Annotated in this window: 15 protein-coding genes and 1 pseudogene; 7 read left to right on the top strand and 9 right to left on the bottom strand. The window is 73.3% G+C overall.

The features are described 5' to 3' along the window. The 3 genes from IF43_RS0125215 to IF43_RS0125205 all read left to right on the top strand — a co-directional run. The coding region (locus tag IF43_RS0125215; RefSeq protein WP_030204785.1) for an ABC transporter ATP-binding protein at positions 1-1,954 on the top strand (1,954 nt) is incomplete at its 5' end. Positions 1,955-2,459: 505 nt separating this feature from the next. Next, complete coding sequence (locus IF43_RS0125210; RefSeq protein ID WP_234332530.1) at positions 2,460-2,723, top strand: hypothetical protein; 264 nt, start codon at positions 2,460-2,462, stop codon at positions 2,721-2,723. A gap of 214 nt (positions 2,724-2,937) precedes the next feature. Next, the gene (locus IF43_RS0125205) at positions 2,938-4,371 is read left to right on the top strand and encodes a S28 family serine protease (protein ID WP_030204782.1); all 1,434 of its coding nucleotides are present in this window, start codon (positions 2,938-2,940) and stop codon (positions 4,369-4,371) included. Between the two features lie 198 nt (positions 4,372-4,569). Here IF43_RS0125205 and IF43_RS0125200 read toward each other — a convergent pair whose 3' ends face one another. Next, complete coding sequence (locus IF43_RS0125200) at positions 4,570-6,237, bottom strand: glycoside hydrolase family 3 protein (protein ID WP_234332532.1); 1,668 nt, start codon at positions 6,235-6,237, stop codon at positions 4,570-4,572. 262 nt (positions 6,238-6,499) lie between these two features. Continuing rightward, entirely contained in the window at positions 6,500-7,417 is a 918-nt protein-coding gene (locus tag IF43_RS0125195) for a LysR family transcriptional regulator (protein WP_030204777.1), read from the bottom strand. Positions 7,418-7,518: 101 nt separating this feature from the next. Here IF43_RS0125195 and IF43_RS0125190 point away from each other — a divergent pair, with 101 nt between their 5' ends. Next, the gene (locus tag IF43_RS0125190; protein WP_037889965.1) at positions 7,519-8,487 is read left to right on the top strand and encodes an EamA family transporter; all 969 of its coding nucleotides are present in this window, start codon (positions 7,519-7,521) and stop codon (positions 8,485-8,487) included. On the opposite strand, the pseudogene IF43_RS0125185 reads toward IF43_RS0125190, so the two are convergent. After that, positions 8,393-8,896, bottom strand: a pseudogene (locus IF43_RS0125185) (GNAT family N-acetyltransferase); the annotation flags it as partial. The gene IF43_RS0125190 and the pseudogene IF43_RS0125185 overlap by 95 nt on opposite strands. Before the next feature lie 457 nt (positions 8,897-9,353). On the opposite strand from IF43_RS0125185, the gene IF43_RS0125180 reads away from it, so the two are divergent. Continuing rightward, positions 9,354-11,600: an ATP-dependent RecD-like DNA helicase gene (locus IF43_RS0125180; RefSeq protein WP_030204766.1), complete on the top strand. Its 2,247-nt coding sequence runs from the start codon at positions 9,354-9,356 to the stop codon at positions 11,598-11,600. 178 nt (positions 11,601-11,778) lie between these two features. After that, positions 11,779-13,068, top strand: coding sequence for a citrate synthase (locus IF43_RS0125175; RefSeq protein ID WP_030204765.1), 1,290 nt, complete (start codon positions 11,779-11,781; stop codon positions 13,066-13,068). A 452-nt stretch (positions 13,069-13,520) separates the two neighbouring features. Here the strand turns inward: IF43_RS0125175 and IF43_RS0125170 are convergent, their stop codons facing one another. The 3 genes from IF43_RS0125170 to IF43_RS0125160 form a co-directional block, all read right to left on the bottom strand. Further along, complete coding sequence (locus IF43_RS0125170; RefSeq protein WP_030204756.1) at positions 13,521-15,851, bottom strand: cation-translocating P-type ATPase; 2,331 nt, start codon at positions 15,849-15,851, stop codon at positions 13,521-13,523. 115 nt (positions 15,852-15,966) lie between these two features. Further along, the gene (locus IF43_RS0125165; protein WP_030204753.1) at positions 15,967-16,272 is read right to left on the bottom strand and encodes a heavy-metal-associated domain-containing protein; all 306 of its coding nucleotides are present in this window, start codon (positions 16,270-16,272) and stop codon (positions 15,967-15,969) included. Positions 16,273-16,485: 213 nt separating this feature from the next. Next, entirely contained in the window at positions 16,486-17,151 is a 666-nt protein-coding gene (locus IF43_RS0125160) for a TetR/AcrR family transcriptional regulator (RefSeq protein WP_234332529.1), read from the bottom strand. A 175-nt stretch (positions 17,152-17,326) separates the two neighbouring features. On the opposite strand from IF43_RS0125160, the gene IF43_RS0125155 reads away from it, so the two are divergent. Continuing rightward, positions 17,327-19,801, top strand: a complete 2,475-nt coding sequence (locus IF43_RS0125155) for an MMPL family transporter (RefSeq protein ID WP_078910431.1) — start codon at positions 17,327-17,329, stop codon at positions 19,799-19,801. Positions 19,802-19,888: 87 nt separating this feature from the next. On the opposite strand, the gene IF43_RS0125150 is transcribed toward IF43_RS0125155, so the two are convergent. The 3 genes from IF43_RS0125150 to IF43_RS0125140 form a co-directional block, all read right to left on the bottom strand. Continuing rightward, positions 19,889-20,089, bottom strand: a complete 201-nt coding sequence (locus IF43_RS0125150) for an AlpA family transcriptional regulator (protein ID WP_030204746.1) — start codon at positions 20,087-20,089, stop codon at positions 19,889-19,891. Positions 20,090-20,381: 292 nt separating this feature from the next. Beyond that, positions 20,382-21,395: a Gfo/Idh/MocA family protein gene (locus IF43_RS0125145; protein WP_030204744.1), complete on the bottom strand. Its 1,014-nt coding sequence runs from the start codon at positions 21,393-21,395 to the stop codon at positions 20,382-20,384. Positions 21,396-21,486: 91 nt separating this feature from the next. Beyond that, positions 21,487-22,401, bottom strand: coding sequence for a sugar phosphate isomerase/epimerase (locus tag IF43_RS0125140; RefSeq protein ID WP_030204743.1), 915 nt, complete (start codon positions 22,399-22,401; stop codon positions 21,487-21,489). Positions 22,402-22,456: the final 55 nt, after the last annotated feature.

Below are 22,456 nucleotides of genomic sequence, written 5' to 3'. Positions count from 1 at the left end.
CACCCCCACCCCCACCGTCCTCCCCGGCCCCGGCGGCCACTCCATGGGCGCCGCCGTCGGCGGCATGCCCGCCACCCCCGAACTGCTCGCCCAGGTGGCCGCACTGCCGCCCGCGGACGACACCCCCGACATCGACGAGGCGCGCGCCGCCGCACCCGAGGACTCGTACGGCCTGCGCCGCCTGCTGCGCGGCTTCTGGGCCCCGCTCGCCATCAGCCTCGCCCTGGTCACCGTCGACGCGTGCGCCAGCCTGCTGCTGCCCGTCCTGATCCGGCACGGCATCGACGAGGGCGTCTCCCGCCTCGCGCTCGGCGCCGTCTGGGCCGCGGCGGGCCTCGCGCTCGTCGTCGTACTCGCCCAGTGGGGCGCACAGGTGGCCGAGACCCGGGTGACCGGCCGGACCGGCGAGCGCGTGCTGTACTCGCTCCGCGTCAAGATCTTCGCGCAGCTCCAGCGCCTCGGCCTGGACTACTACGAGCGCGAGCTGACCGGCCGCATCATGACGCGGATGACCACGGACGTGGACGCGCTCAGCACCTTCCTGCAGACGGGCCTCGTCACCGCCGTCGTCTCGGTGCTGACCTTCGCCGGCATCCTGGTGGCCCTGCTCGTCATCGACGTCGAGCTCGCCCTCATCGTCTTCGCCACGCTGCCGGTTCTGGTGGTGGGCACGATCGTGTTCCGCCGCAAGTCGGTGAAGGCGTACGAGCTGGCCCGCGACCGGGTCTCGGTCGTCAACGCGGACCTGCAGGAGACGGTCTCCGGGCTGCGGATCGTGCAGGCGTTCCGCCGCGAGCGGAGCGGGGCGCAGCGGTTCGCCGCGCGCAGCGACGACTACCGGCAGGCGCGGGTGCGCGGCCAGTGGCTGATCTCCGTGTACTTCCCGTTCGTGCAGCTGCTGTCCTCGGTGGCCGCGGCCGCCGTGCTGATCGTGGGCGCGGGCCGGGTCGAGGCGGGCACGCTCACCACCGGCGCGCTGGTCGCGTACCTCCTGTACATCGACCTGTTCTTCGCCCCGGTGCAGCAGCTCTCGCAGGTCTTCGACGGCTACCAGCAGGCCACGGTCTCGCTGCGGCGGATGCAGGAGCTGCTGCGCGAGCCGACCCGGACCCCGCAGGCCGCGCGGCCCCGCGAGGCGGGGGAGCTGCGCGGCGAGATCGCCTTCGAGAACGTGTCCTTCCGCTACGGGACGGTCGACGGGGCGTCGGACACCCCGGCGGAGGGGTCCCGGCCGGCGGTCGCGACCGAGCGCTCCGGCGAGGCCCTGGCCGGCATAGACCTGCGGATACCCGCGGGGCAGACGGTGGCCTTCGTGGGCGAGACGGGCGCCGGCAAGTCCACGCTCGTCAAGCTGGTGGCCCGGTTCTACGACCCGACCTCCGGCCGGGTCACCGCCGACGGCACGGACCTGCGCGAGCTGGACCTGACGGGCTACCGGCACCGGCTCGGCGTCGTCCCCCAGGAGTCCTACCTCTTCCCGGGGACGGTGCGCGACGCCATCGCGTACGGGCGCCCCGAGGCGACCGACGCCGAGGTGGAGGCGGCCGCCCGGGCGGTCGGAGCGCACGACATGATCGCCACGCTGGACGGCGGCTACCTGCACGCGGTGGCCGAACGCGGCCGGAACCTCTCCGCCGGCCAGCGCCAGCTGATCGCCCTCGCCCGGGCCGAGCTCGTCGACCCCGACGTGCTGCTGCTGGACGAGGCCACCGCCGCCCTGGACCTGGCGACCGAGGCGCTGGTCAACCAGGCCACCGACCGGCTCGCCGGCAAGCGGACCACGCTGGTCGTGGCGCACCGGCTGACCACCGCGGCGCGCGCCGACCGGGTCGTGGTGATGGACCGCGGCCGGGTGGTCGAGGACGGCACGCACGCCGAGCTGCTCGCCCGCGGCGGGCGGTACGCGGAGCTGTGGCGCACGTTCATCGGCGAGGACGAGCCGGCCGCCGCCTGACGGCACGACCCGCGCGGGCCCACCCACCGGGTGGCCCCACCCACCGGGCCCGCGCCGACCCGCCCACCCGCCCGGCCCGCGCCGACCCGCCGACCCACCGGGCCCGCGCCGATCCGCCCACCGACTCACCCCCGGAAGGCACCACCACCGCCCCCGCCCCCTGGCCGGATCGTTTCCCCCCACGCCCACGGCGGCCGGCCCCGCCGGACATCGTGCAACCAAGGCGTCCGCTCGCGCGTCCGAGGTAGGTACGCACGTTCGGGTGCGTGAGGGGACGAGGGGGACGAGGGGGACGAGGGTGTTTTCTTCTGGGGGAAGGACCCGCTCCGGGGAAGGGGCCCGGACCGGGGCTACCGGGGCTACCGGGGCCACCGGGGTCCCGGCCCGGCGCACGACCGCCAGGGCCGTCAGGGCCGCGGGCGTCGCCGTCACCGGTGCGGCCGTCCTGCTCGGCGTGCTCGGGGCCGCGCCGGCTCAGGCGGCGTCGGGGTGCGCGGGGCGGCTGATGAAGGCCCTGCCGTTCAGCACCGGGACGACGTACGTCTACAAGACGCGCACGCACGCCTGCGCGGTCACGATCCCGCGGAGGCCGGGCAGCCGGCAGCAGATGTCGGTCAGCATCCAGCCGCGCGGTGGTGTGCCGGTGGCCGACAGCGGGAGGTTCACCCGCCTGGCCGGGCCCGTCACCGTGTACGCGCTGACCCGGTGTGTCTATGTGAGGGGTGCGGTGGGCGCGGGATCGGTCGCGTCCGGCTGGATCCTCTGCTGAGACGTTTCACCTGACGGTCCCCTGAGACGTTTCACCTGACGGTCTCCTGAGACGTTTCACCTGTGGTCCCTCGCGCTCGACAAGGGAGTCTTTGCGTCGAATTACCACCACAAACGGACCGTCCCTGACCGGATCGGCACCAACCGGGTCTGGTCATGGGCGTGTTGACCCCGCTAGGTTCGCCGCGACCGCAGTGAACTCAAGGGGAGGGTGCATGCGCAAGGCGCTCAGATGGCTGCTGTCGCTCGTGGTGCTGATCGGCACCATGGGCGCGGCCGGCGCCACGGCCGGGGCGGCCACCGCCGCCGGGCCGGGGAACGGCCCGGACATCAAGGACCGGATCCTCGCGATCCCGGGAGTGAGCCTCATCGAGGAGAAGCCGTACGACGGGTACCGCTTCTTCGTACTGAACTACAAGCAGCCGGTCGACCACCGGAAGCCGTGGAAGGGCACCTTCGAGCAGCGGTTCACCCTGCTCCACAAGGACGTCTCCCGCCCGACCGTCTTCTACACGTCGGGCTACAACGTCAACACCAACCCGCGCCGCTCCGAGCCGACGACCATCGTCGACGGCAACCAGGTGTCGCTGGAGTACCGGTTCTTCACCCCGTCGCGGCCCGCGCCCGCCGACTGGTCGAAGCTGGACATCTGGCAGGCCGCGAGCGACCAGCACCGCCTCTTCAAGGCGCTGAAGGCGGTCTACGGCAAGAAGTGGATCGCCACCGGCGGCAGCAAGGGCGGCATGACCGCCACGTACTACGAGCGCTTCTACCCGCGTGACATGGACGGCGTCGTCGCGTACGTCGCCCCCAACGACGTCATCAACAAGGAGGACTCGGCCTACGACCGCTTCTTCCAGCGGGTCGGCACCAAGGAGTGCCGCGACAAGCTGAACGGCGTGCAGCGCGAGGCGCTCCTCCGCCGCGACGCGCTGGAGACCAAGTACGCGGCGTACGCCGCCGAGAACGGCTACACCTTCACCACCGTCGGCAGCCTGGACAAGGCGTACGAGGCCGTCGTCCTGGACTACACGTGGGCGTTCTGGCAGTACAGCCTGCTCGCCGACTGCGGCTCCATCCCGGCCGCCGCGACGGCGACGGACCAGCAGATCTGGGACTCGGTCGACGCCATCTCCGGCTTCTCGGCCTACACCGACCAGGGCCTGGAGACGTACACCCCGTACTACTACCAGGCGGGCACCCAGCTGGGTTCCCCCGACATCAAGCAGCCGTGGCTGAAGGGCCTGAGCCGCTACGGCTACCAGCCGCCGCGCAACTTCGTGCCGCGCTCCATCCCCATGACGTTCCAGCCGCGGGCGATGCACGACGTGGACCAGTGGGTGCGCCACAACGCCCGTCACATGCTGTTCGTGTACGGGCAGAACGACCCGTGGGGCGCGGAGCCGTTCCACCTCGGCTACGGCTCCCGTGACAGCTACGTCATGGTGGCCCCCGGCGCCAACCACGGTGCCAACGTCGCCAAGCTGAAGGACGCGGAGAAGGCCCTCGCGACCGCCCGCATCCTCGAGTGGGGCGGCGTCGCCCCGGCCGCCGTGAAGGCGGACGCGGCCAAGGCCCGCCCGCTGGCCAAGCCGGACGCCAAGCTGGACCGCCGCGACGTCGAGCGCGAGCCGGCCCTGCGCCCGTAGGACCCGCAGGCCGTAGTACCCGAAGTACCCGAAGTACCCGAAGTACCGAGACGGGGCCCGTTCGTGCAGTCACGAACGGGCCCCGTCAACGACCAGCACAGCCAAGACGCCCGGTACAGCCAGCCGGTACGCCCAGCACAGCCAAGACGCCCGGTACAGCCAGCCGGTACGCCCAGCACAGCCAGTACGACCGTGCGGTCAGTACGACAGCCCGAAGCCCAGCGGGTACGTCCCCGACACCGCCACCGGCAGCCGCCCGGCCGGCCGGGTCGCCCCCGCCAGCACCCGGGCCGCGGCCCGCATCTCCACGTCCGTCCACGCGTACGTCGCCACGCTCGCCGCGCACTCCGGGAGCCGGGCCACGTCGTACGGGTTGCGCACCGCCACCCCGACCACGGGCACCCCCGTGTCGAGCAGAGCCCGCACCAGCGTCCGCTGCGGGTCCTCGAGGTCCTCGCCCGCGGCCACGTTGTACGTGCACACCACGACCGCGTCGGCGCCGTCCCGGACCGCGCGCACGGCCCCGGCCACCGCGGGGGCGTCGGGCGCGAGCCCGGTGGGCACGGCCCGGGCCGCGAAACCCAGGGCGGCCAGTTCCCGTGCCAGCACGGCGGTCGGCGGGCCGGTGGTCCCGCTCGGAGAGGCCGGATCGGCGCCGGTCACCACCACCCGCGGCGTCCTCGCGGCCGACAGCGGCAGCACGCCGCGGGGGTTGGCCAGCAGCGTCGTCGTCCCGGCGGCCACGGCGTCCGCAGCCCTCAGATGCGCCGGCGTGCCCACCGCGGCCCGCACCTCCTCCGGACTCGTGAACGCCCCGCCGAACAGTCCCAGCCGCGCCTTGAGTTCGAGGATCCGGAGCACGGACTCGTCGATCCGGCCCTCGTCGATCTCGCCGTCCCGCACCGCCGCGAGCACGCTGCGCTGGGCCAGCGCCAGGTCGGGCGGGTTGAGCAGCTGGTCGCAGCCGGCCTTCAGGGCGAGCACCGGGACCCTGTCGTTCCCGTACTTCTGCCGTACCCCCGCCATGTCGAGGGCGTCCGTCACCACCACGCCCCGGAACCCCAGCCGCTCGCGCAGCACGCCGGTCACGATCGGGCGGGACAGCGTGGCCGGGTCCCCGCTCGGGTCCAGCGCCGGGAACACGATGTGCGCGGTCATCACGACGTCCACCCCGGCCGCCACGGCGGCCCGGAAGGGCGGCTCGTCGACGCGCTCCCACTCCTCCCGCGAGTGCCGCATCGCGGGCAGCCCCACATGGCTGTCGGTGTCGGTGTCCCCGTGCCCGGGGAAGTGCTTGGCCGTGGCGGCGATCCCGGCCTCCCGGTAGCCGCGCACCTGCGCCGCCACGAGCCGCGCGACCGCCTCCGGGTCCGCGCCGAAGGAGCGCACGCCGATGACCGGGTTGGCCGGGTTGACGTTCACGTCGGCCACCGGGGCGTAGTCCTGCCGCAGTCCGAGGGCGGCCAGCTCGGTCCCCGCCACCGCCGCGGCCTGCCGGGCCCGTTCGGCCGATCCGCCGGCCCCGAGCGCCATCGCCCCCGGGAACAGGGTCGCGGGCCGCCCGATCCGGGCCACGATCCCGTGCTCCTGGTCCACGGACAGCAGCAGCGGCACCCCGGTCCCGCCGTCGAGCGCGGCCCGCTGGAGCCCGTTGGAGAGCTCCGCGGTCTGCTGCGGTTCCCGCGTGTTGTGCGCCCACCCGAAGTAGACGACCCCCCCGAGGTGGTAGCGCCGCACCACCTCCGCGGCCGTGCGCACCCCGAACGCCCTGAGGTTCTCCGCCGCGTCCGCCTCGTCCGGCTCGGTCGCCGCATGCCCGTACACCCGGCTGACGAAGAGCTGCCCGACCTTCTCGGCCAGGCTCATCCGCCCGACGACCCGCCGCACCCAGGGCCTCGGCACGCTCTCCTGCGGCACGCTCTCCTGCGGCACGCCACCCCGCGGCACGCCGCCCCGCGGTTCCGCCGCGGACGCCCCCGTCGCCGTCACCACGGCCACGGCGGCCGCCCCCAACAAGCCCCGTCGCGAAGTCCACACCATCCCCCGCAAACTACCCCTGCCGCCGGCCGCCCCCCGTCGGACACGCGGCACACGCGGCGCGCGCGGCGCGCGCGGCACACGCGGCCCGTCACCCCGGCGTTCCGTCCGGCGCCGGGGGCCAGTGGGACCGGAGGGTGCAGACGGTCTCGGTGATGGCGGGGCGGCGGGCGGCGCCGGTGCGCCAGAGGGCGTAGAGGCGGCGGACGGGGGCCGGTTCGACGGGCACGGCGACCACGCCCGGCGGCAGGCCCCCCGTGCCCAGGCGGGGGATCACGGAGACGCCGAGGCCGGCCGCGACGAGGGCCACGATGGTGTGGTTCTCCTCGGCGGTGTGCACGACCTCGGGCTCGTACCCGGCCGTGCGCAGGGTGCGCATCAGCCAGTCGTGGCAGACCCGGCCCGGCGGCTGGCAGATCCAGCGCTGGCCGCCCAGGTCCTCGCGCCGCACCAGGTCCCACCGCGCGAACGGGTGGTCCTCGGGCACCAGCAGGTCGCAGCGGTCCTCGCCGATCAGGGCCTGCTCGACGCCCTCGGGGGCGGGCAGCGGGGCGATGTCCCAGTCGTGGGCCACGGCCAGGTCCGTGACGCCGCGGGCGACCAGGTCGACGGACAGGTGCGGGTCCACCTCGGACAGGCGGACGTCCAGGGCCGGGTGACGGCGCGCCAGGTCCGCCAGGACGGCCGGCAGCAGGCCACGTGCGGCGGAGGCGAAGGCGGCGACCGTGAGGCGGCCGCTGGGCCGTCCCCGGCGCTCCTCGAGCGTGGTCTCGGCGCGTTCGACGATGGCCAGCAGCTCCTGGGCCGTGGCCGCGAGGTGCCGGGCCTCCTCGGTCAGGGCCACGCCCCGGCCGCGGCGTTCCAGGAGGGTGGTGCGGGTCTCCCGTTCCAGCTTGGTGATCTGCTGGGAGACCGCGGAGGGCGTGTAGCCCAGGGCGGCGGCCGCGGCGGCGACCGAGCCGTGGACGGAGACGGCGTGCAGGGCGCGGAGGCGGGCCAGGTCGAGCATGGGGTCCAGTGTGGTCCCCGGTCCTCGATTCAGCAAAGGTGAATCCGACCCGGTAGAAATGCGCGCTGGTGCTTCACGGTCAGGGGATCGATGCTCGGTGCATGCGTCCCGTACACACCGCCCTCGCCGTGCTCGTCGCGGCCGTCTGGGGCGTCAACTTCGTCGTCATCGAGATCGGGCTCGGCCACTTCCCGCCGCTCCTGCTGTCCGCGTTGCGGTTTCTGGTGGCCGCCCTGCCCGCGGTGTTCCTGGTGGGGCGGCCGACCGTCGCGTGGAAGTGGATCGTGGGCGTGGGCCTGGCCCTCGGGGTGGCCAAGTTCGGGCTGCTGTTCACGGGCATGGCGGAGGGGATGCCGGCCGGTCTGTCCTCGCTGGTGCTGCAGATCCAGGCCGTCTTCACCGCCCTGTTCGCCACCGCCGCGCTGGGGGAGCGGCCCGGGCGGGTGCGGCTGGCCGGCATGGCGGTGGCCTTCGCGGGGATCGCAGTGGCCGCGGTGGACGAGGGCACCTCGGGTCCGGTGCTGGGGTTCGCGCTGGTGGTGGCGGCCGCGGCCTGCTGGGGGGTGTCCAACGTGCTGACCCGCAGGGCGGCCCCGCCGGACGCCCTCAACTTCATGGTCTGGGTCTGCACGGTCCCGGTGCTGCCGCTGTTCGGGCTCTCGCTCCTGCTGGAGGGGCCCGGGCGCGACGCGGCCGCACTGCGGTCGCTGGACTGGTCGGGGGTCGGCGTCCTGGCGTACGTGGCCTGGGTGTCGACGGTGTGCGGCTTCGGCGCCTGGGGGTACCTGCTGCGGCGCTACCCGGCGTCGTCCGTGGCGCCCTTCTCGCTGCTCGTGCCGGTGTTCGGGATGAGTTCGGCGGCGGTGGTGCTGGGCGAGCCGGTGAGCCCGCTGCGGTGGGTGGCGGCGGTGCTGCTGGTGGGGGGCGTGGCGGTGACGTCGTTCGGGCCGGTCGGGGTCCGTGCCGGCGGCCCGGTCAGCGCGGGTGGCCCTCCTGCAGGGGAAGCCGCCAGTCCTGCCCCTTCAGGTCCGCTCCGAACGAGCGGTGCGGGCGCTCCGCCGTCAGCGTGAACCCGGCCCGCTGGTAGACCCCGCGGGCGGCGTCCAGCACGTCGTTGGTCCACAGCACCAGTTCGCGGTAGCCCGCCTCGCGCGCGAACGCGATGACGGCGTCGACCAGGCGCGTGCCGATGCCCAGGCCCCGCCCTTCGGGGTCGACCAGCAGCAGTCGGAGCCGGGCGGTGCCCGGGGCCTCGTCGCGCACGCACATCACGGAGCCCACCGGGCGGCCGTCGAGCTCCGCGATCCACACCCGCTCCAGGTGCGGGTCGTGGTCCTCGGCGAAGTCCGCGACGATCCGGGCGACGAGGCCCTCGAAGTCGGCGTTCCAGCCGTACTCGGCGGCGTAGAGCGCGCCGTGCCGCTGCACGATCCAGCCGAGGTCGCCGGGTTCGGGGTCGCGCAGCCGTACGTCGTCGCGGGAGGGGCGGGGCCGGGCCGTGTCCATGGGCCCAAAATAGCCGGGCCGGGTCCGCACGGGTGAGGGGCGGCCACCGGCTTGCCGGGCTGCGCGAGCACCCCTGCCATGTCGGAAACGTTATGTGTGTGGCCATTTGGCGGCAGATCGTGAGCGCCTTGGGGCCGTTCAGGTAACGGAAAAATAAATCTCGTCCGTGCGTGCAACCGTCCGCGGGGGTCGTGGGTCGTACATGGCGTCGGAACTTCCGGGAGGGGATCTGGGGGGATCGGGAAGTCTCCGACAGGGTGGGGACCCACGCGAGGGGGTTCCGGTCGCTTGCGGCCGGACCCCCTTCGCTGTTTTCCGCGGCCCGCCCCTCCTCGCCGCTTCCGTGGCCGGGCCCCCTTTCCGCCGTTTCCGGCAGAGCGGTCGTCCACAGGCCCAACGCGCTGTCGGCGGGCGGCGGTAGCGTCGGGGCATGTCGAATCTGGCGGTGGTGGAAGGGGTGCTCGAGCGGATCACGTACGCCAACGAGGAGAACGGCTACACGGTGGCCCGGGTGGACACCGGCCGCGGCGGTGCCGACCTCCTCACGGTCGTCGGATCGCTGCTCGGCGCGCAGCCCGGTGAGTCCCTGCGGATGGAGGGCCGCTGGGGCTCGCACCCGCAGTACGGGCGGCAGTTCAGCGTGGAGAACTACACCACCGTGCTGCCCGCGACCGTGCAGGGCATCCGCCGCTACCTCGGCTCGGGCCTGATCAAGGGCATCGGCCCGCGCATCGCCGACCGGATCGTCGAGCACTTCGGCACCGACACGCTCGACGTCATCGAGGCCGAGCCGAAGCGCCTGATCGAGGTGCCCGGACTCGGCCCGAAGCGGACGAAGCTCATCGGCGCGGCGTGGGAGGAGCAGAAGGCCATCAAGGAGGTGATGGTCTTCCTCCAGGGCGTGGGGGTCTCCACCTCCATCGCGGTGCGCATCTACAAGAAGTACGGGGACGCCTCCATCTCGGTGGTGCGGAACCAGCCCTACCGGCTGGCCGCCGACGTGTGGGGCATCGGCTTCCTGACCGCCGACCGGATCGCCCAGGCCGTGGGCATTCCGCACGACAGTCCCGAGCGGGTCAAGGCGGGCCTGCAGTACGCGCTGTCCCAGTCGGCCGACCAGGGCCACTGCTTCCTGCCCGAGGAAATCCTGATCGCCGACGCGGTCAAGCTCCTGCAGGTCGACACCGGCCTGGTGATCGAGTGCCTTGCCGAGCTGGCCGCGGAAGGGGCGGCCGGCGAGGGCGGCGTCGTACGGGAGTCCGTGCCGGATCCCCTGGGCGGGGACCCCCTCAGGGCCATCTACCTGGTGCCGTTCCACCGGGCCGAGCTGTCGCTGACGGGGCAGGTGCGGCGGCTGCTGTCGGCGGAGGAGGACCGGATGCCGGGCTTCCGGGACGTCGACTGGGACAAGGCCCTGTCCTGGCTGGCCGCCCGCACCGGGGCCGAGCTCGCCCCCGAGCAGCGCGACGCGGTGAAGCTGGCGCTCACGCGCAAGGTGGCCGTTCTCACCGGCGGGCCCGGTTGCGGGAAGTCCTTCACCGTCCGATCGATCGTCGAACTGGCCCGGGCCAAGCGGGCCAAGGTGGTGCTGGCCGCACCCACGGGCCGGGCCGCCAAGCGGCTGGCCGAGCTGACCGGGGCCGAGGCCTCCACGGTGCACCGGCTGCTGGAGCTGAAGCCCGGCGGCGACGCGGCGTACGACCGGGACCGGCCGCTGGACGCCGACCTGGTGGTGGTCGACGAGGCCTCGATGCTCGACCTGCTGCTGGCGAACAAGCTCGTCAAGGCGGTGGCCCCGGGGGCCCACCTGCTGCTGGTCGGGGACGTCGACCAGCTCCCCTCGGTCGGCGCCGGCGAGGTGCTGCGGGACCTGCTGGCCGAGGGCGGGCCGGTCCCGGCGGTCCGGCTGACCAGGATCTTCCGGCAGGCCCAGCAGTCCGGGGTGGTGACCAACGCGCACCGGATCAACACCGGCCAGCCGCCGCTCACCCAGGGGTTGCCGGACTTCTTCCTCTTCGCCGAGGAGGACACCGAGGAGGCCGGGCGACTGGCGGTGGACGTGGCGGCCCGTCGGATTCCGGCCAGGTTCGGGCTCGATCCGCGGCGCGACGTACAGGTGCTGGCGCCCATGCACCGCGGCCCGGCGGGCGCGGGTCACCTCAACGGCCTCCTCCAGCAGGCCATCACCCCGGCGCGGCCGGAACTGCCCGAGAAGCGGTTCGGCGGCCGGGTCTTCCGCGTGGGGGACAAAGTCACCCAGATCCGCAACAACTATGAGAAAGGCGCGAACGGGGTATTCAATGGCACAGTGGGCGTGGTGACCGCCCTCAACCTCGATGATCAGCGGTTGACGGTCCGTACCGACGAGGACGAGGAGGTCGGGTACGACTTCGACGAGCTCGACGAGCTGGCGCACGCGTACGCCGTCACCATCCACCGTTCCCAGGGGAGTGAATATCCCGCTGTGGTGATCCCCGTCACCACCGGCGCCTGGATGATGCTCCAGCGGAACCTTCTCTATACGGCGGTCACCCGGGCGAAGAAACTGGTCGTGCTGGTCGGTTCCCGCAAGGCCCTCGGCCAGGCGGTGCGTACCGTTTCCGCAGGCAGGAGGTACACGGCGGTGGCCCCGAGGCTGTCCGGCCGGATACCGGTGGGAAACATCACCAAGAAATGATCGATCATTGGGGTTTCCACCTCTGGCACGGAGGGGGCAGTATGAGCAGGTTGACGGCACTCAGTGCCGCCATAGGGCCCAAAGGCCGACCCCGAGTGCACTCTCCTGCGCCAAATGGGGGAAGGTAGAGGCAGTCAGGGCACCTCGAAGAAGAGGCACTACGTCGGTGAGGGATGACGTGAGCGACAACTCTGTAGTACTGCGGTACGCGGACGGTGAGTACACCTACCCGGTGGTCGACAGCACCGTCGGCGACAAGGGCTTCGACATCTCGAAGCTCCGCGCCCAGACCGGTCTGGTCACCCTGGACAGCGGCTACGGCAACACCGCTGCCTACAAATCCGCGATCACCTACCTGGACGGTGAGCAGGGCATCCTGCGCTACCGCGGCTACCCGATCGAGCAGCTCGCCGAGCGCTCGACGTTCCTCGAGGTCGCCTACCTGCTGATCAACGGCGAGCTGCCGACCGTCGACCAGCTCGCGTCGTTCCGCAACGAGATCACCCAGCACACGCTGCTGCACGAGGACGTCAAGCGCTTCTACGACGGCTTCCCGCGCGACGCGCACCCGATGGCCATGCTGTCCTCCGTGGTCAGCGCGCTGTCGACGTTCTACCAGGACAGCCACAACCCGTTCGACGACAAGCAGCGCCACATCTCGACGATCCGGCTGCTGGCCAAGCTGCCCACGATCGCCGCGTACGCGTACAAGAAGTCGGTCGGCCACCCGGTGGTCTACCCGCGCAACGACCTCGGCTACGTCGAGAACTTCCTGCGCATGACCTTCTCCGTGCCGGCTCAGGAGTACGAGCTCGACCCGGTCGTGGTCTCCGCGCTCGACAAGCTCCTCATCCTGCACGCGGACCACGAGCAGAACTGCTCCACCTCCACCGTCCGCCTGGTCGGCTCCTCGCAGGCGAACATGTTCGCCTCGATCTCCGCCGGCATCAGCGCCCTGTGGGGCCCGCTGCACGGTGGCGCCAACCAGTCGGTGCTGGAGATGCTCGAGGGCATCCAGGCCGCCGGCGGCGACGTGGACTCCTTCATCCGCAAGGTGAAGAACAAGGAGGACGGCGTCCGCCTGATGGGCTTCGGCCACCGCGTCTACAAGAGCTTCGACCCCCGCGCGAAGATCATCAAGGCGGCGGCGCACGACGTCCTCTCGGCGCTCGGCAAGAGCGACGAGCTGCTGGACATCGCCCTCAAGCTGGAGGAGCACGCCCTGGCGGACTCCTACTTCGTCGAGCGCAACCTGTACCCGAACGTGGACTTCTACACGGGTCTGATCTACCGCGCCATGGGCTTCCCGACCGAGATGTTCACCGTGCTCTTCGCGCTCGGCCGGCTCCCCGGCTGGATCGCCCAGTGGCACGAGATGATCAAGGAGCCGGGTTCCCGCATCGGCCGCCCGCGCCAGATCTACACGGGCGTCGTCGAGCGCGACTTCGTCCCGGTCGAGGCCCGCTGACCGCGGCAAGGCCCCGAGGCACGCGAAAAGCGCCCCGCCGTCGATCCCCCCACGGGTCGAAGACGGGGCGCTTTCCCATCCCCGGAGCGGATTCCCCCCACGGGACCCGGGCCGGGTGTCGGCGAAGGGGCCGCGTGCCCTCACGGGCCGCGACCCCTAATGGGTTGCGCTGTCTGCCGGGACCCGCACGGCGTCGGGAGGGCCGCTCAAGCTCCCCGACGGCACGGTGCCCCGGCCGGCCGACGCCCGGACGTCCCCCAAGACGTCCCCGAACGTCCCCCAAGACGTTCATGGCATCAGCTCATTAGACTCGCGTCACCCCCGGATGGTTACGTTCGTGTCCCTGTGATCTGTGTCTCGTGTGAAGGATCTGTGCGGGAGCTGCGAACGCTACCGCCCCGCGACCCCCCACGGGAAGGGTTACGGGGCGGTAGTGGAGGATCATCGGAGGATCAGCGGAAAGACCTCAGGCGCAGGCTGTTCGACACCACGAAGACCGAGGAGAAGGCCATCGCGGCCCCTGCGATCATCGGGTTGAGCAGGCCCGCCGCGGCCAGCGGCAGCGCCGCCACGTTGTAGCCGAAGGCCCAGAACAGGTTGCCCTTGATCGTGGCCAGCGTCCGCCGCGAGAGCCGGATCGCGTCCGCCGCCACGCGCAGGTCCCCCCGGACCAGCGTGAGGTCCCCGGCCTCGATGGCCGCGTCCGTGCCCGTCCCCATCGCCAGGCCCAGGTCGGCTTGGGCGAGGGCGGCCGCGTCGTTGACCCCGTCCCCGACCATGGCGACCGTACGGCCCTCCGCCTGGAGGCGCTTGACGACGTCGACCTTGTCCTGCGGCAGCACCTCGGCGATCACCTCGTCGATGCCCACCTCGCGGGCCACCGACTCCGCCACGGCCCGGTTGTCACCGGTCAGCAGGACCGGGGTGAGCCCCAGGCCGCGCAGCCGGGCGACCGCCTCGGCACTGGTGTCCTTGACGGCGTCGGCGACGGTCAGGACGCCGCGGGCCGCCCCGTCCCAGGCCACCAGGACCGCAGTGCGCCCCGCCGCCTCGGCCCCGGCCTTCGCCCGCGCCAGCTCGACCGGGAGCGTGACGGACCGGTCGGCGAGCAGCTTCTCGCGGCCGACCAGGACCGCGTGGCCGTCGACCACGCCCTCGACTCCGAGTCCGGCGACGTTCCGGAAGCCCTCCGGGACCGGCAGGGCCCCGACGCGCTCGGCGGCGCCGGCCGCGACCGCCCGGGCGACCGGGTGCTCGGAGGCGTGCTCGAGCGAGCCGGCCAGCCGCAGCAGGTCGGCGGGATCGGTGCCGTCGGCGGCGACCGCGTCGTACAGGGCCATGCGCCCGGTGGTGACCGTGCCCGTCTTGTCGAGGACGACGGTGTCCACGCGGCGGGTGGACTCCAGCACCTCGGGCCCCTTGATCAGGATGCCCAGCTGGGCGCCCCGCCCCGTGCCCACCAGCAGTGCGGTCGGCGTGGCCAGGCCCAGGGCGCAGGGGCACGCGATGATCAGTACGGCTACGGCGGCGGTGAACGCGGCGGTGGTGTCGCCGCCGACGAACAGCCAGGTCAGCAGGGTTCCCAGGGCGATCAGCAGGACGATCGGGACGAAGACGGCGGCGATCCGGTCGGCCAGCCGCTGCACCTCGGCCTTGCCGCTCTGGGCGTCCTCGACCAGCTTGGCCATCCGGGCGAGCTGGGTGTCCGCGCCGACGCGGGTCGCCTCGACGACCAGCCGCCCCGAGGTGTTCACGGTGGCGCCGGTGACGGAGTCGCCGACGGTGACGTCGACGGGGACGGACTCGCCGGTGAGCAGGGCGGCGTCCACGGCCGAGGCGCCCTCGACGACCAGCCCGTCCGTGGCGATCTTCTCGCCGGGCCGGACGACGAACCGGTCGCCGACGGCCAGCTGTGCGACGGGGATGCGCACCTCGGTGCCGCCGCGCAGCACGGCGACGTCCTTGGCGCCGAGCTCCAGCAGGGCGCGCAGGGCGGCGCCGGCCTTCCGCTTGGAGCGGGCCTCCAGGTAGCGGCCGAGCAGGATGAAGGCGATGACCCCGGCGGCGACCTCCAGGTAGAGCGTGGAACCGCCCTCCCCGGGGGAGACGGTGAGGTCGAAGCCGTGGCGCATGCCGGTCATGCCGGCGTGGCCGAAGAACAGGGCCCAGAGGGACCAGCCGAAGGCGGCCAGCGTGCCGAGGGAGACCAGGGTGTCCATCGTGGCGGCGCCGTGCCGGGCGTTGGTCCAGGCGGCCTTGTGGAAGGGGTGGCCGCCCCAGACCACCACCGGGGCCGCCAGGGTCAGCGACAGCCACTGCCAGTTGTCGAACTGGAGGGCGGGGACCATGGCCAGCAGGACGACGGGGGCGGCGAGCAGCGCCGAGACGATCAGGCGGTGGCGGAGCGCGGAGAGCTCGGGGTCGGTCCGCGCCCCCTCGGCTCCGTCCCCGGCTTCCGCGCCGGCCCCGGCCCCGGCCCCGGTTCCGGCCGTGCCCTCGGGGCCGGCCGCGGGCTCCGGCTGGGCAGGCGGGGGCGGCTCCTCGGCGGTGTAGCCGGTCTTCACGACGGTCGCGATCAGGTCGGCGACCTCGACCCCGTCGGCGTAGGCGACCTTCGCCTTCTCGGTGGCGTAGTTCACCGAGGCCGTGACCCCGTCCATGCGGTTGAGCTTCTTCTCGATGCGGGCCGCGCAGGAGGCGCAGGTCATCCCGCCGATGGCGAGTTCGACCTCGCGGGTCGGCGCGGCGGGCGCTATCGGGTCGTCGTGCAGGGTGCTGCTCATGTCCGGCTCCAAGGGGAGGGCCGGCCCGTGCGGGTCCAGTATCAGCTGGCCGGCACGGCCCGGCAGTGGTCCTGCGTACGGGCCGGGGCCCGCGGGTCCTGCGTACCGCCCGGTGTCAGGCGCGGCCGACGAGCTCGTAGCCGGCCTCGTCCACGGCGGCGCGGACGGCCTCGGCGTCGAGGGCGGTGGTGGAGACCACGGTGACCTCGCCGGTGGCGGCGACGGCCTTGACGGAGGTGACGCCGGGGAGGGCGGAGACCTCGGCGGTCACGGCGCCCTCGCAGTGGCCGCAGGTCATGCCGGACACCTTGTAGACGGTGGTCACGCCGACCTCGACGGCGTCGGCCGCGCCGCCGTGGCAGGAGCCGGTGCTGGAGCAGCAGGAGCCGGCGGTGGGCTGGGTTTCCGTCTCGGCGGTCATGTCGTTCTCCTCTTCGAGGGTTCTGAAGGCGCGCCTGCCGGGCGTGCGCGATCGGGCGCCGGAAGCCCGTGGATTCCTCCACGGTCCCCCGCCACGTACGCACACTATACCCCTAGGGGGTATGAAGGCGACCCGTCTCCGCCCGGGTGGTTCGTGCGGGGGCGTGCGTCGGCCCCGGCTGCCCGTCGGGGCCGCCGGGGCCGGCCGGGGTGGTCAGGAGGTCGCGGGGTGGACGGTGACCAGGGGCTCCAGGTAGCGCAGCAGGACGGTCTTCAGCTCGGCGATGTAGGCGGCCCGCTCGTCACCCTCGGTCGTGAGGATCAGGTCCAGGGCCGACTTGAAGATCGACAGGACCATGTTGGCCGTCCGTGCCCGCTCGGCCGGGGTCAGGTCGGGGGCGAAGGTGCTCAGGGCGCCCTCGACGCGCAGCTGGAGCGTCTCGTGGAAGGCCTTGTGCTCCGCGTCGATGTGGCCGGGGATGCCGGAGCCGTGCATGAGGGCCCACAGGGCCGGGTTCTCGCACTGGAAGGCGATCACGGGGTCGATGACGGCGTCCAGCATCCGGGGGAGGGGGAGCTGGAGGTTCTCGGGCTGGAACGCCTGGCCGTGCGTCTCGTACGCCTTGTGGAGCAGCGTGTCGCCCAGCTGGACGGCGATGGCTTCCTTGTTCGGGAAGAACTGGTAGAGCGTGCCCGGTGACACGCCCGCCTCGCGGGCGATGGCGTTCGTGCTCGCGGCGGCGTAGCCGTTGCGGCAGAACACGCCCGCGGCGGCCTCCAGCAGCTGCGCGACGCGGCGCTCTCCGCGGGCCTGGCGGCGGCGCGGTGCGGCCGACGCTTCGGTCGGTCCGGCGCTCGCGGCTTCCGGCGACTTCGGCACTCGGTCCCTCTCCTTCCCGGGGGCGATTGACAAACGCGAGTGGTCGCTCGCATTCTTGGGGAACGCGAGCGATCTCTCGTGTTTGCCAGTCTACGGCTCTCGTGGTTCTCGACGGTGGTGGACGACGGCAACGGTCGACCCGTGGCAGCGGGTCAGGTGAAGGGGACACCGAGGCATGTCCGAAGTCAAGAATCCGCTGTCGGGGGTGGACGGAGCCCGCGGGCCCGGCGGCCCCGGGGTACCCGGGGGCAAGGCCGCGCGGCCGGGCGGTACGGCCGGTCGGCACGGCGGCACCGGTGCCGGGGGGACCGGTCCGGGCCGCTGGACGCGGTTCGTCACCGCCCGGCCGCGGTTCACGCTGCTGGCCGCGCTCGTGGTCACCGTCCTCGCCGTCTTCGCGGGGGGCGGGGTCGCCGAGCGCATGGGCAGCGGCGGCTGGGAGGACCCCGACGCGAGCTCCACGTACGCCACCAAGGCCCTGGAGCGGGAGTTCCCGGCCAGCCAGCCCAACCTCCTCCTGCTCGTCGACGCGGGCGCGGCCGGGGTGGACGACCCGGCCGTGGCGGCCGAGGCCGAGCGGCTGACCGCGCGCCTGGCCGCCGAACCAGGGATCACCGGCGTCGGCTCGTACTGGCGCACCAAGTCGCCCGCGCTGCGCGCGACGGACGGGCACCAGGCGCTCATCGCCGCCCGCGTCCAGGGCGAGGAGAAGGAGCACATCAAGACCCTCGACCGGATAGCCCCCCACTACCGGGGGGCGCACGGGCCGGTCACGGTCTCGCTCGGCGGACCCGTGGCGGTCCAGCGCGAGGTGACCACCACCATCCAGGAAGACCTGTTCACCGCCGAGCTGATCGCCCTCCCGATCACCCTCGTGCTGCTCGTCCTGGTCTTCGGCAGCGCCGTCGCCGCCGTCCTGCCGCTCGGCATCGGCCTGGTCGCCATCCTCGGCACCAACGCGGTGCTCCGCGGACTCACCGAGATCACCGACGTGTCGGTCTTCGCCCAGAACCTGACCACCGCGCTCGGCCTCGGACTCGCCATCGACTACGCCCTGTTCATCGTGCGCCGCTTCCGCGAGGAGCTGGCCGCCGGACACGAGCCGCTCGCGGCCGTCGGCACCACCCTGCGCACCGCCGGGCGCACGGTGCTCTTCTCGGCGCTGACCGTCGCGGTCTCCCTGTCGGCCATGGCGTTCTTCCCCATGTACTTCCTGCGCTCCTTCGCCTACGCGGGTGTCGCGGTGGTCCTGCTCGCCGCGGCCGCCGCGCTCACCCTGCTCCCGGCGGCGCTGGTCCTGCTGGGCCACCGGGTCAACTCCTGGGACCTGCGCCGGCTGTGGCGCCGTGGCCGGACGGCCGACACCGCGGCCGACACCCGGGACGGCAGCCGGGGCTGGCTGCGGGCCGCCGCCCTGGTGATGCGCCGGGCACCCGTGTTCGCAGTGCTCACCACCGCCGGCCTGCTGCTCCTCGGAGCGCCGTTCCTCGGCGTCAAGTTCGGCACGGTCGACGACCGGCAGCTCCCCGCCACCGCCGAGTCGCACGTGGTGCAGCAGCACATCCGCGAGGACTTCCCCGGCAGCCCAGGCGGCGGACTCGTGGTCCTCGCCGAGGGACCCGCGACCCCCGCCCAGTACGAGGCCTACCGCGGCCGCCTCGCCGGCCTGCCGGGCGTGGTGCGCACCGACGGACCGGTGCGGGCCGGCCAGTACGCCTACTTCAGCGTGCTGCCCGAGGGCGAGGGCGTCGGCCCCGAGGCGCAGCACCTGGTCGGCGAGGTCCGCAAGGTCGACGCGCCCTTCAAGACCTCCGTCGCCGGCCAGGCGGCCCGGCTGGAGGACGGCAAGCACGCGATAGCCCGGGAGCTGCCGAAGGCGGCGGCCCTCATCGTGGTGGCCACCCTGCTGCTGGTGTTCCTGCTCACCGGCAGCGTGCTCATCCCGCTCCAGGCGGTGCTCCTCAACGCCCTCAGCCTGACGGCGATGTTCGGGGCGCTGGTCTGGGTCTTCCAGGAGGGCCACCTGTCCGGGGCGCTCGGGTTCACCTCCACCGGTGACATCGAGACCACCCTGCCGGTGCTGATGTTCTGCATCGCCTTCGGACTCTCGATGGACTACGGGGTGTTCCTCATATCCCGCATCAAGGAGGAGTACGAGCACACCGGCGACCACGAGCGGGCCGTCCGCACGGGGCTGGCCAAGACGGGCGGCCTCATCACCGCCGCAGCCGTGATCCTGGCCGTGGTGATGGTGGCCATCGGCACCTCGCGCGTGACCAACACCAAGATGCTGGGCCTGGGGATCGCGCTGGCGGTGCTCATGGACGCCATGGTGGTGCGGAGCCTGCTGGTCCCGGCCGTGATGAAGCTGACCGGCCGGGCCACCTGGTGGGCCCCCCGCCCGCTGCGCGCCCTGCACGACCGGTTCGGCCTCAGCGAGGGCGGATCCGCCGCCCCCGCCGCCGCCCCGGCGGACGCCGGTGGGGCCGAGGGGGCCGACGGGGCCGACAGGGCTGACGGCGGTGACGGCGGCGACGGGGACGTGGCCGCCGGTGCGGCCGGTGGCGGAGCCTCGGCGGAAGCCCGAGGGGGCGGGGGCCCCGGTGCCTCCGCGGGCGAACCCGACCCGGTGCCGGAGCGGGTGGGCTAGGACCCGGCCCGTGGCCGGGGTGCCCCGGTCCGGGGGCCCGTGCCCGGGGTGCCCGGGTCCGGCGGCCGGGGTCGGCGGCCGAGGAGGTCACTCCTCGCGCCGCCCCCGGTTCCCGGGCCGGCGGGCGACCCAGGCACGGATCGTGTCCGCGTACCAGTACGGCTTGCCCGACTCGACGTGGTCGGGGGCGGGGAGGAGCCCGTGCTTGCGGTACGAGCGCACGGTGTCGGGCTGGACCCGGATGTGCGCGGCGATCTCCTTGTACGACCACAGCTTCCGGTCGGTCATGCAGGGCACCTCCTTGGCCACGCCGCGGGTCGGCCGGGAGGCCGTCGGGGAAGCCGGGCGTGGGCGCTGACGATCACTCAGCCTGTGCCCGGAGAAACGAGCCCGATCGAAGCGGGGGAGGCGTTGTGGGCCCCCTGTGACGGAAGAGCCGCGTAATGCGGACATCCGTCACGGGCGGGGGACGGCCGTGACGCAAGCGGCACGCAGGGCGGCGCGAGGGGTGCCCCGACCGGCGGGGAGGTGGCCGTCCCCCGCCCGGCCGGGCGGCCGGCGGGGACGCGGGGGCGGGGCGTCAGGCGTAGAAGGCCGGGCGGGGCGCCAGCTCGACGGGCGTACGGGAGCCGGTGCGCTGGGCGCTGACCCCGGCCTCGCTCACCGCGGCCGCCGCGTACCCGTCCCAGGCGCTGGGGCCGGTCACCTCGCCCCGGCGGGTCGCCTCGACCCAGCGCCGGACCTGGCGGTCGTACGCATCGGCGAACCGGACCGTGTAGTCCTGCACGATCTCCCCGCCCCACCGGCCGCCCGACTGGACCAGCATCGACTGCCCGTCCCCGATCCGGGCGCTGCCCGACTCGCCCACGGCCTCGCACACCACCTGGTAGCCGAAGCCGCAGTTGACGAAGATCTCCACGTCGACGACCACCCCGCCGGCGGTCTCCAGCAGCACCAGCTGCGGATCGCGCAACCCCGCGGGCGCCCGCGAGGACGAGGCGGGCGAGAGCACCGTGACGGCGGTGACCTCCTGTCCCAGCAGCCAGCGGGCCGCGTCGACCTCGTGCACCACCGAGTCGTTGATCAGCATCTCGGTGGTGAAGAACGACGGTGACGCGGCGTTGCGGTGCCGGCAGTGCAGGAACAGCGGCCGTCCCAGCCCACCGGCGTCGAGCAGCGCCTTGAGCTGCTCGTACTCGGCGTCGTAACGGCGCATGAAGCCCACCTGGGCCAGCCGCCGGCCCACCCGCTGCTCCGCCTCCATGACCCGCAGGGCGCCCGCCGCGTCCGGGGTGAGGGGCTTCTCGCACAGCACCGGCAATCCCCGCGCGAAGGCCGCCAGCAGCGCCTCCTCGTGCGCCGGTCCGGGCGAGGCGATCAGCACGGCCTCGACCCCCGGCGCCGCGAGGGCGGCCCCGGGGTCGGTGAAGGCGGCGCAGCCGTCGATACCGGCGGCGACCTCCTTGACCCGTTCGCCGTCCGGGTCGGCCACGGCCGCCACGCGGGCGCCGCTGACCACCCGGTCGATGCGGCGTACGTGGTCGGCGCCCATCCGGCCGGTGCCGAGCACGGCGATGCCGAGCGGTCGGGTCATCGGTCCCCCTCCTCGTGACGCGCGGTCGTGGTGCCGGGGACCGCCCCGGCGGCGTGCGGTCGTCCCGTCCCGGCGGGCCGCCGCGCTGCGGTCAGCGCAGTCCGCACGAGCGCAGGTAGGCGCGGGTGCGGCGGGCGATCGGCAGCGGCTGCTCGGGCGGGCACGGGTACATGTCCTGCTCGACGATCGCGAACAGCTCCGTGCCGAGCCGCCCCGCCGCCTCCAGGACGGGCTCCAGCGCCGGCACCCCGCGCGGCGGCTCGCACATCACCCCGCGCGCCACGGCCGGCCCGAACGGCACCCGCTGCTCGCGCACTTCGGCCAGTACGGCCGGGTCGACCTGCTTGAGGTGCAGGTAGCCGATCCGTTCCCCGTACGTCTCGATCAGCTCGACGCTGTCCCCGCCGCAGTACGCGTAGTGCCCGGTGTCCAGGCACAGCGACACCAGGTCCGGGTCGGTGGCGTCGAGGAAACGGGCCACGTTCTCGGGCGTGTCGATGTGCGTGTCGGCATGCGGGTGGACCACGATGCGCAGCCCGTACCGGTCACCCACCTCGCGCCCCAACCGCTCGGTCTGCCGGGCCAGTTCGCGCCACTGGTCCGCGGTCAGGACGGAGTCCTCCAGGACCGCGCCGCTCTTGTCGTCCCGCCAGAACGACGGGATGACCACGAGGTGCCGGGCACCCGTGGCCCGGGTGAGGGCCGCGATCCGCGACACGTGCTCCCAGGTGCCGTCCCATACGGCGGGTCCGTGATGGAGTCCGGTGAAGACGGTGCCGGCCGAGACCCGCAGGCCTCGCTTGCCCGTCTCGTCCGCCAGCCGTTCGGGATCGGTCGGCAGGTAGCCGTACGGGCCGAGTTCGATCCACTCGTAGCCCGCCTCGGCGACCTCGTCCAGGAACCGCTCCCAGCCGGTCTGCCGGGGGTCGTCGGGAAACCACACCCCCCACGAGTCCGGGGCCGAACCGATCCGAATGCGGGCGGGCGCGGGCGGGGAGGAGGTCATGCGGCCAGCTTAGGGGGATTGCATGAGGGACGACGGAGGAACGGCGGTGACGGGC

The organism is Streptomyces sp. NRRL S-87 (assembly GCF_000719335.1).
In the GTDB taxonomy this organism is placed as follows: Bacteria; Actinomycetota; Actinomycetes; order Streptomycetales; family Streptomycetaceae; genus Streptomyces.
Note: the sequence above shows the minus strand (reverse complement) of the source record. Positions and strands in the feature narration are given on the sequence as shown.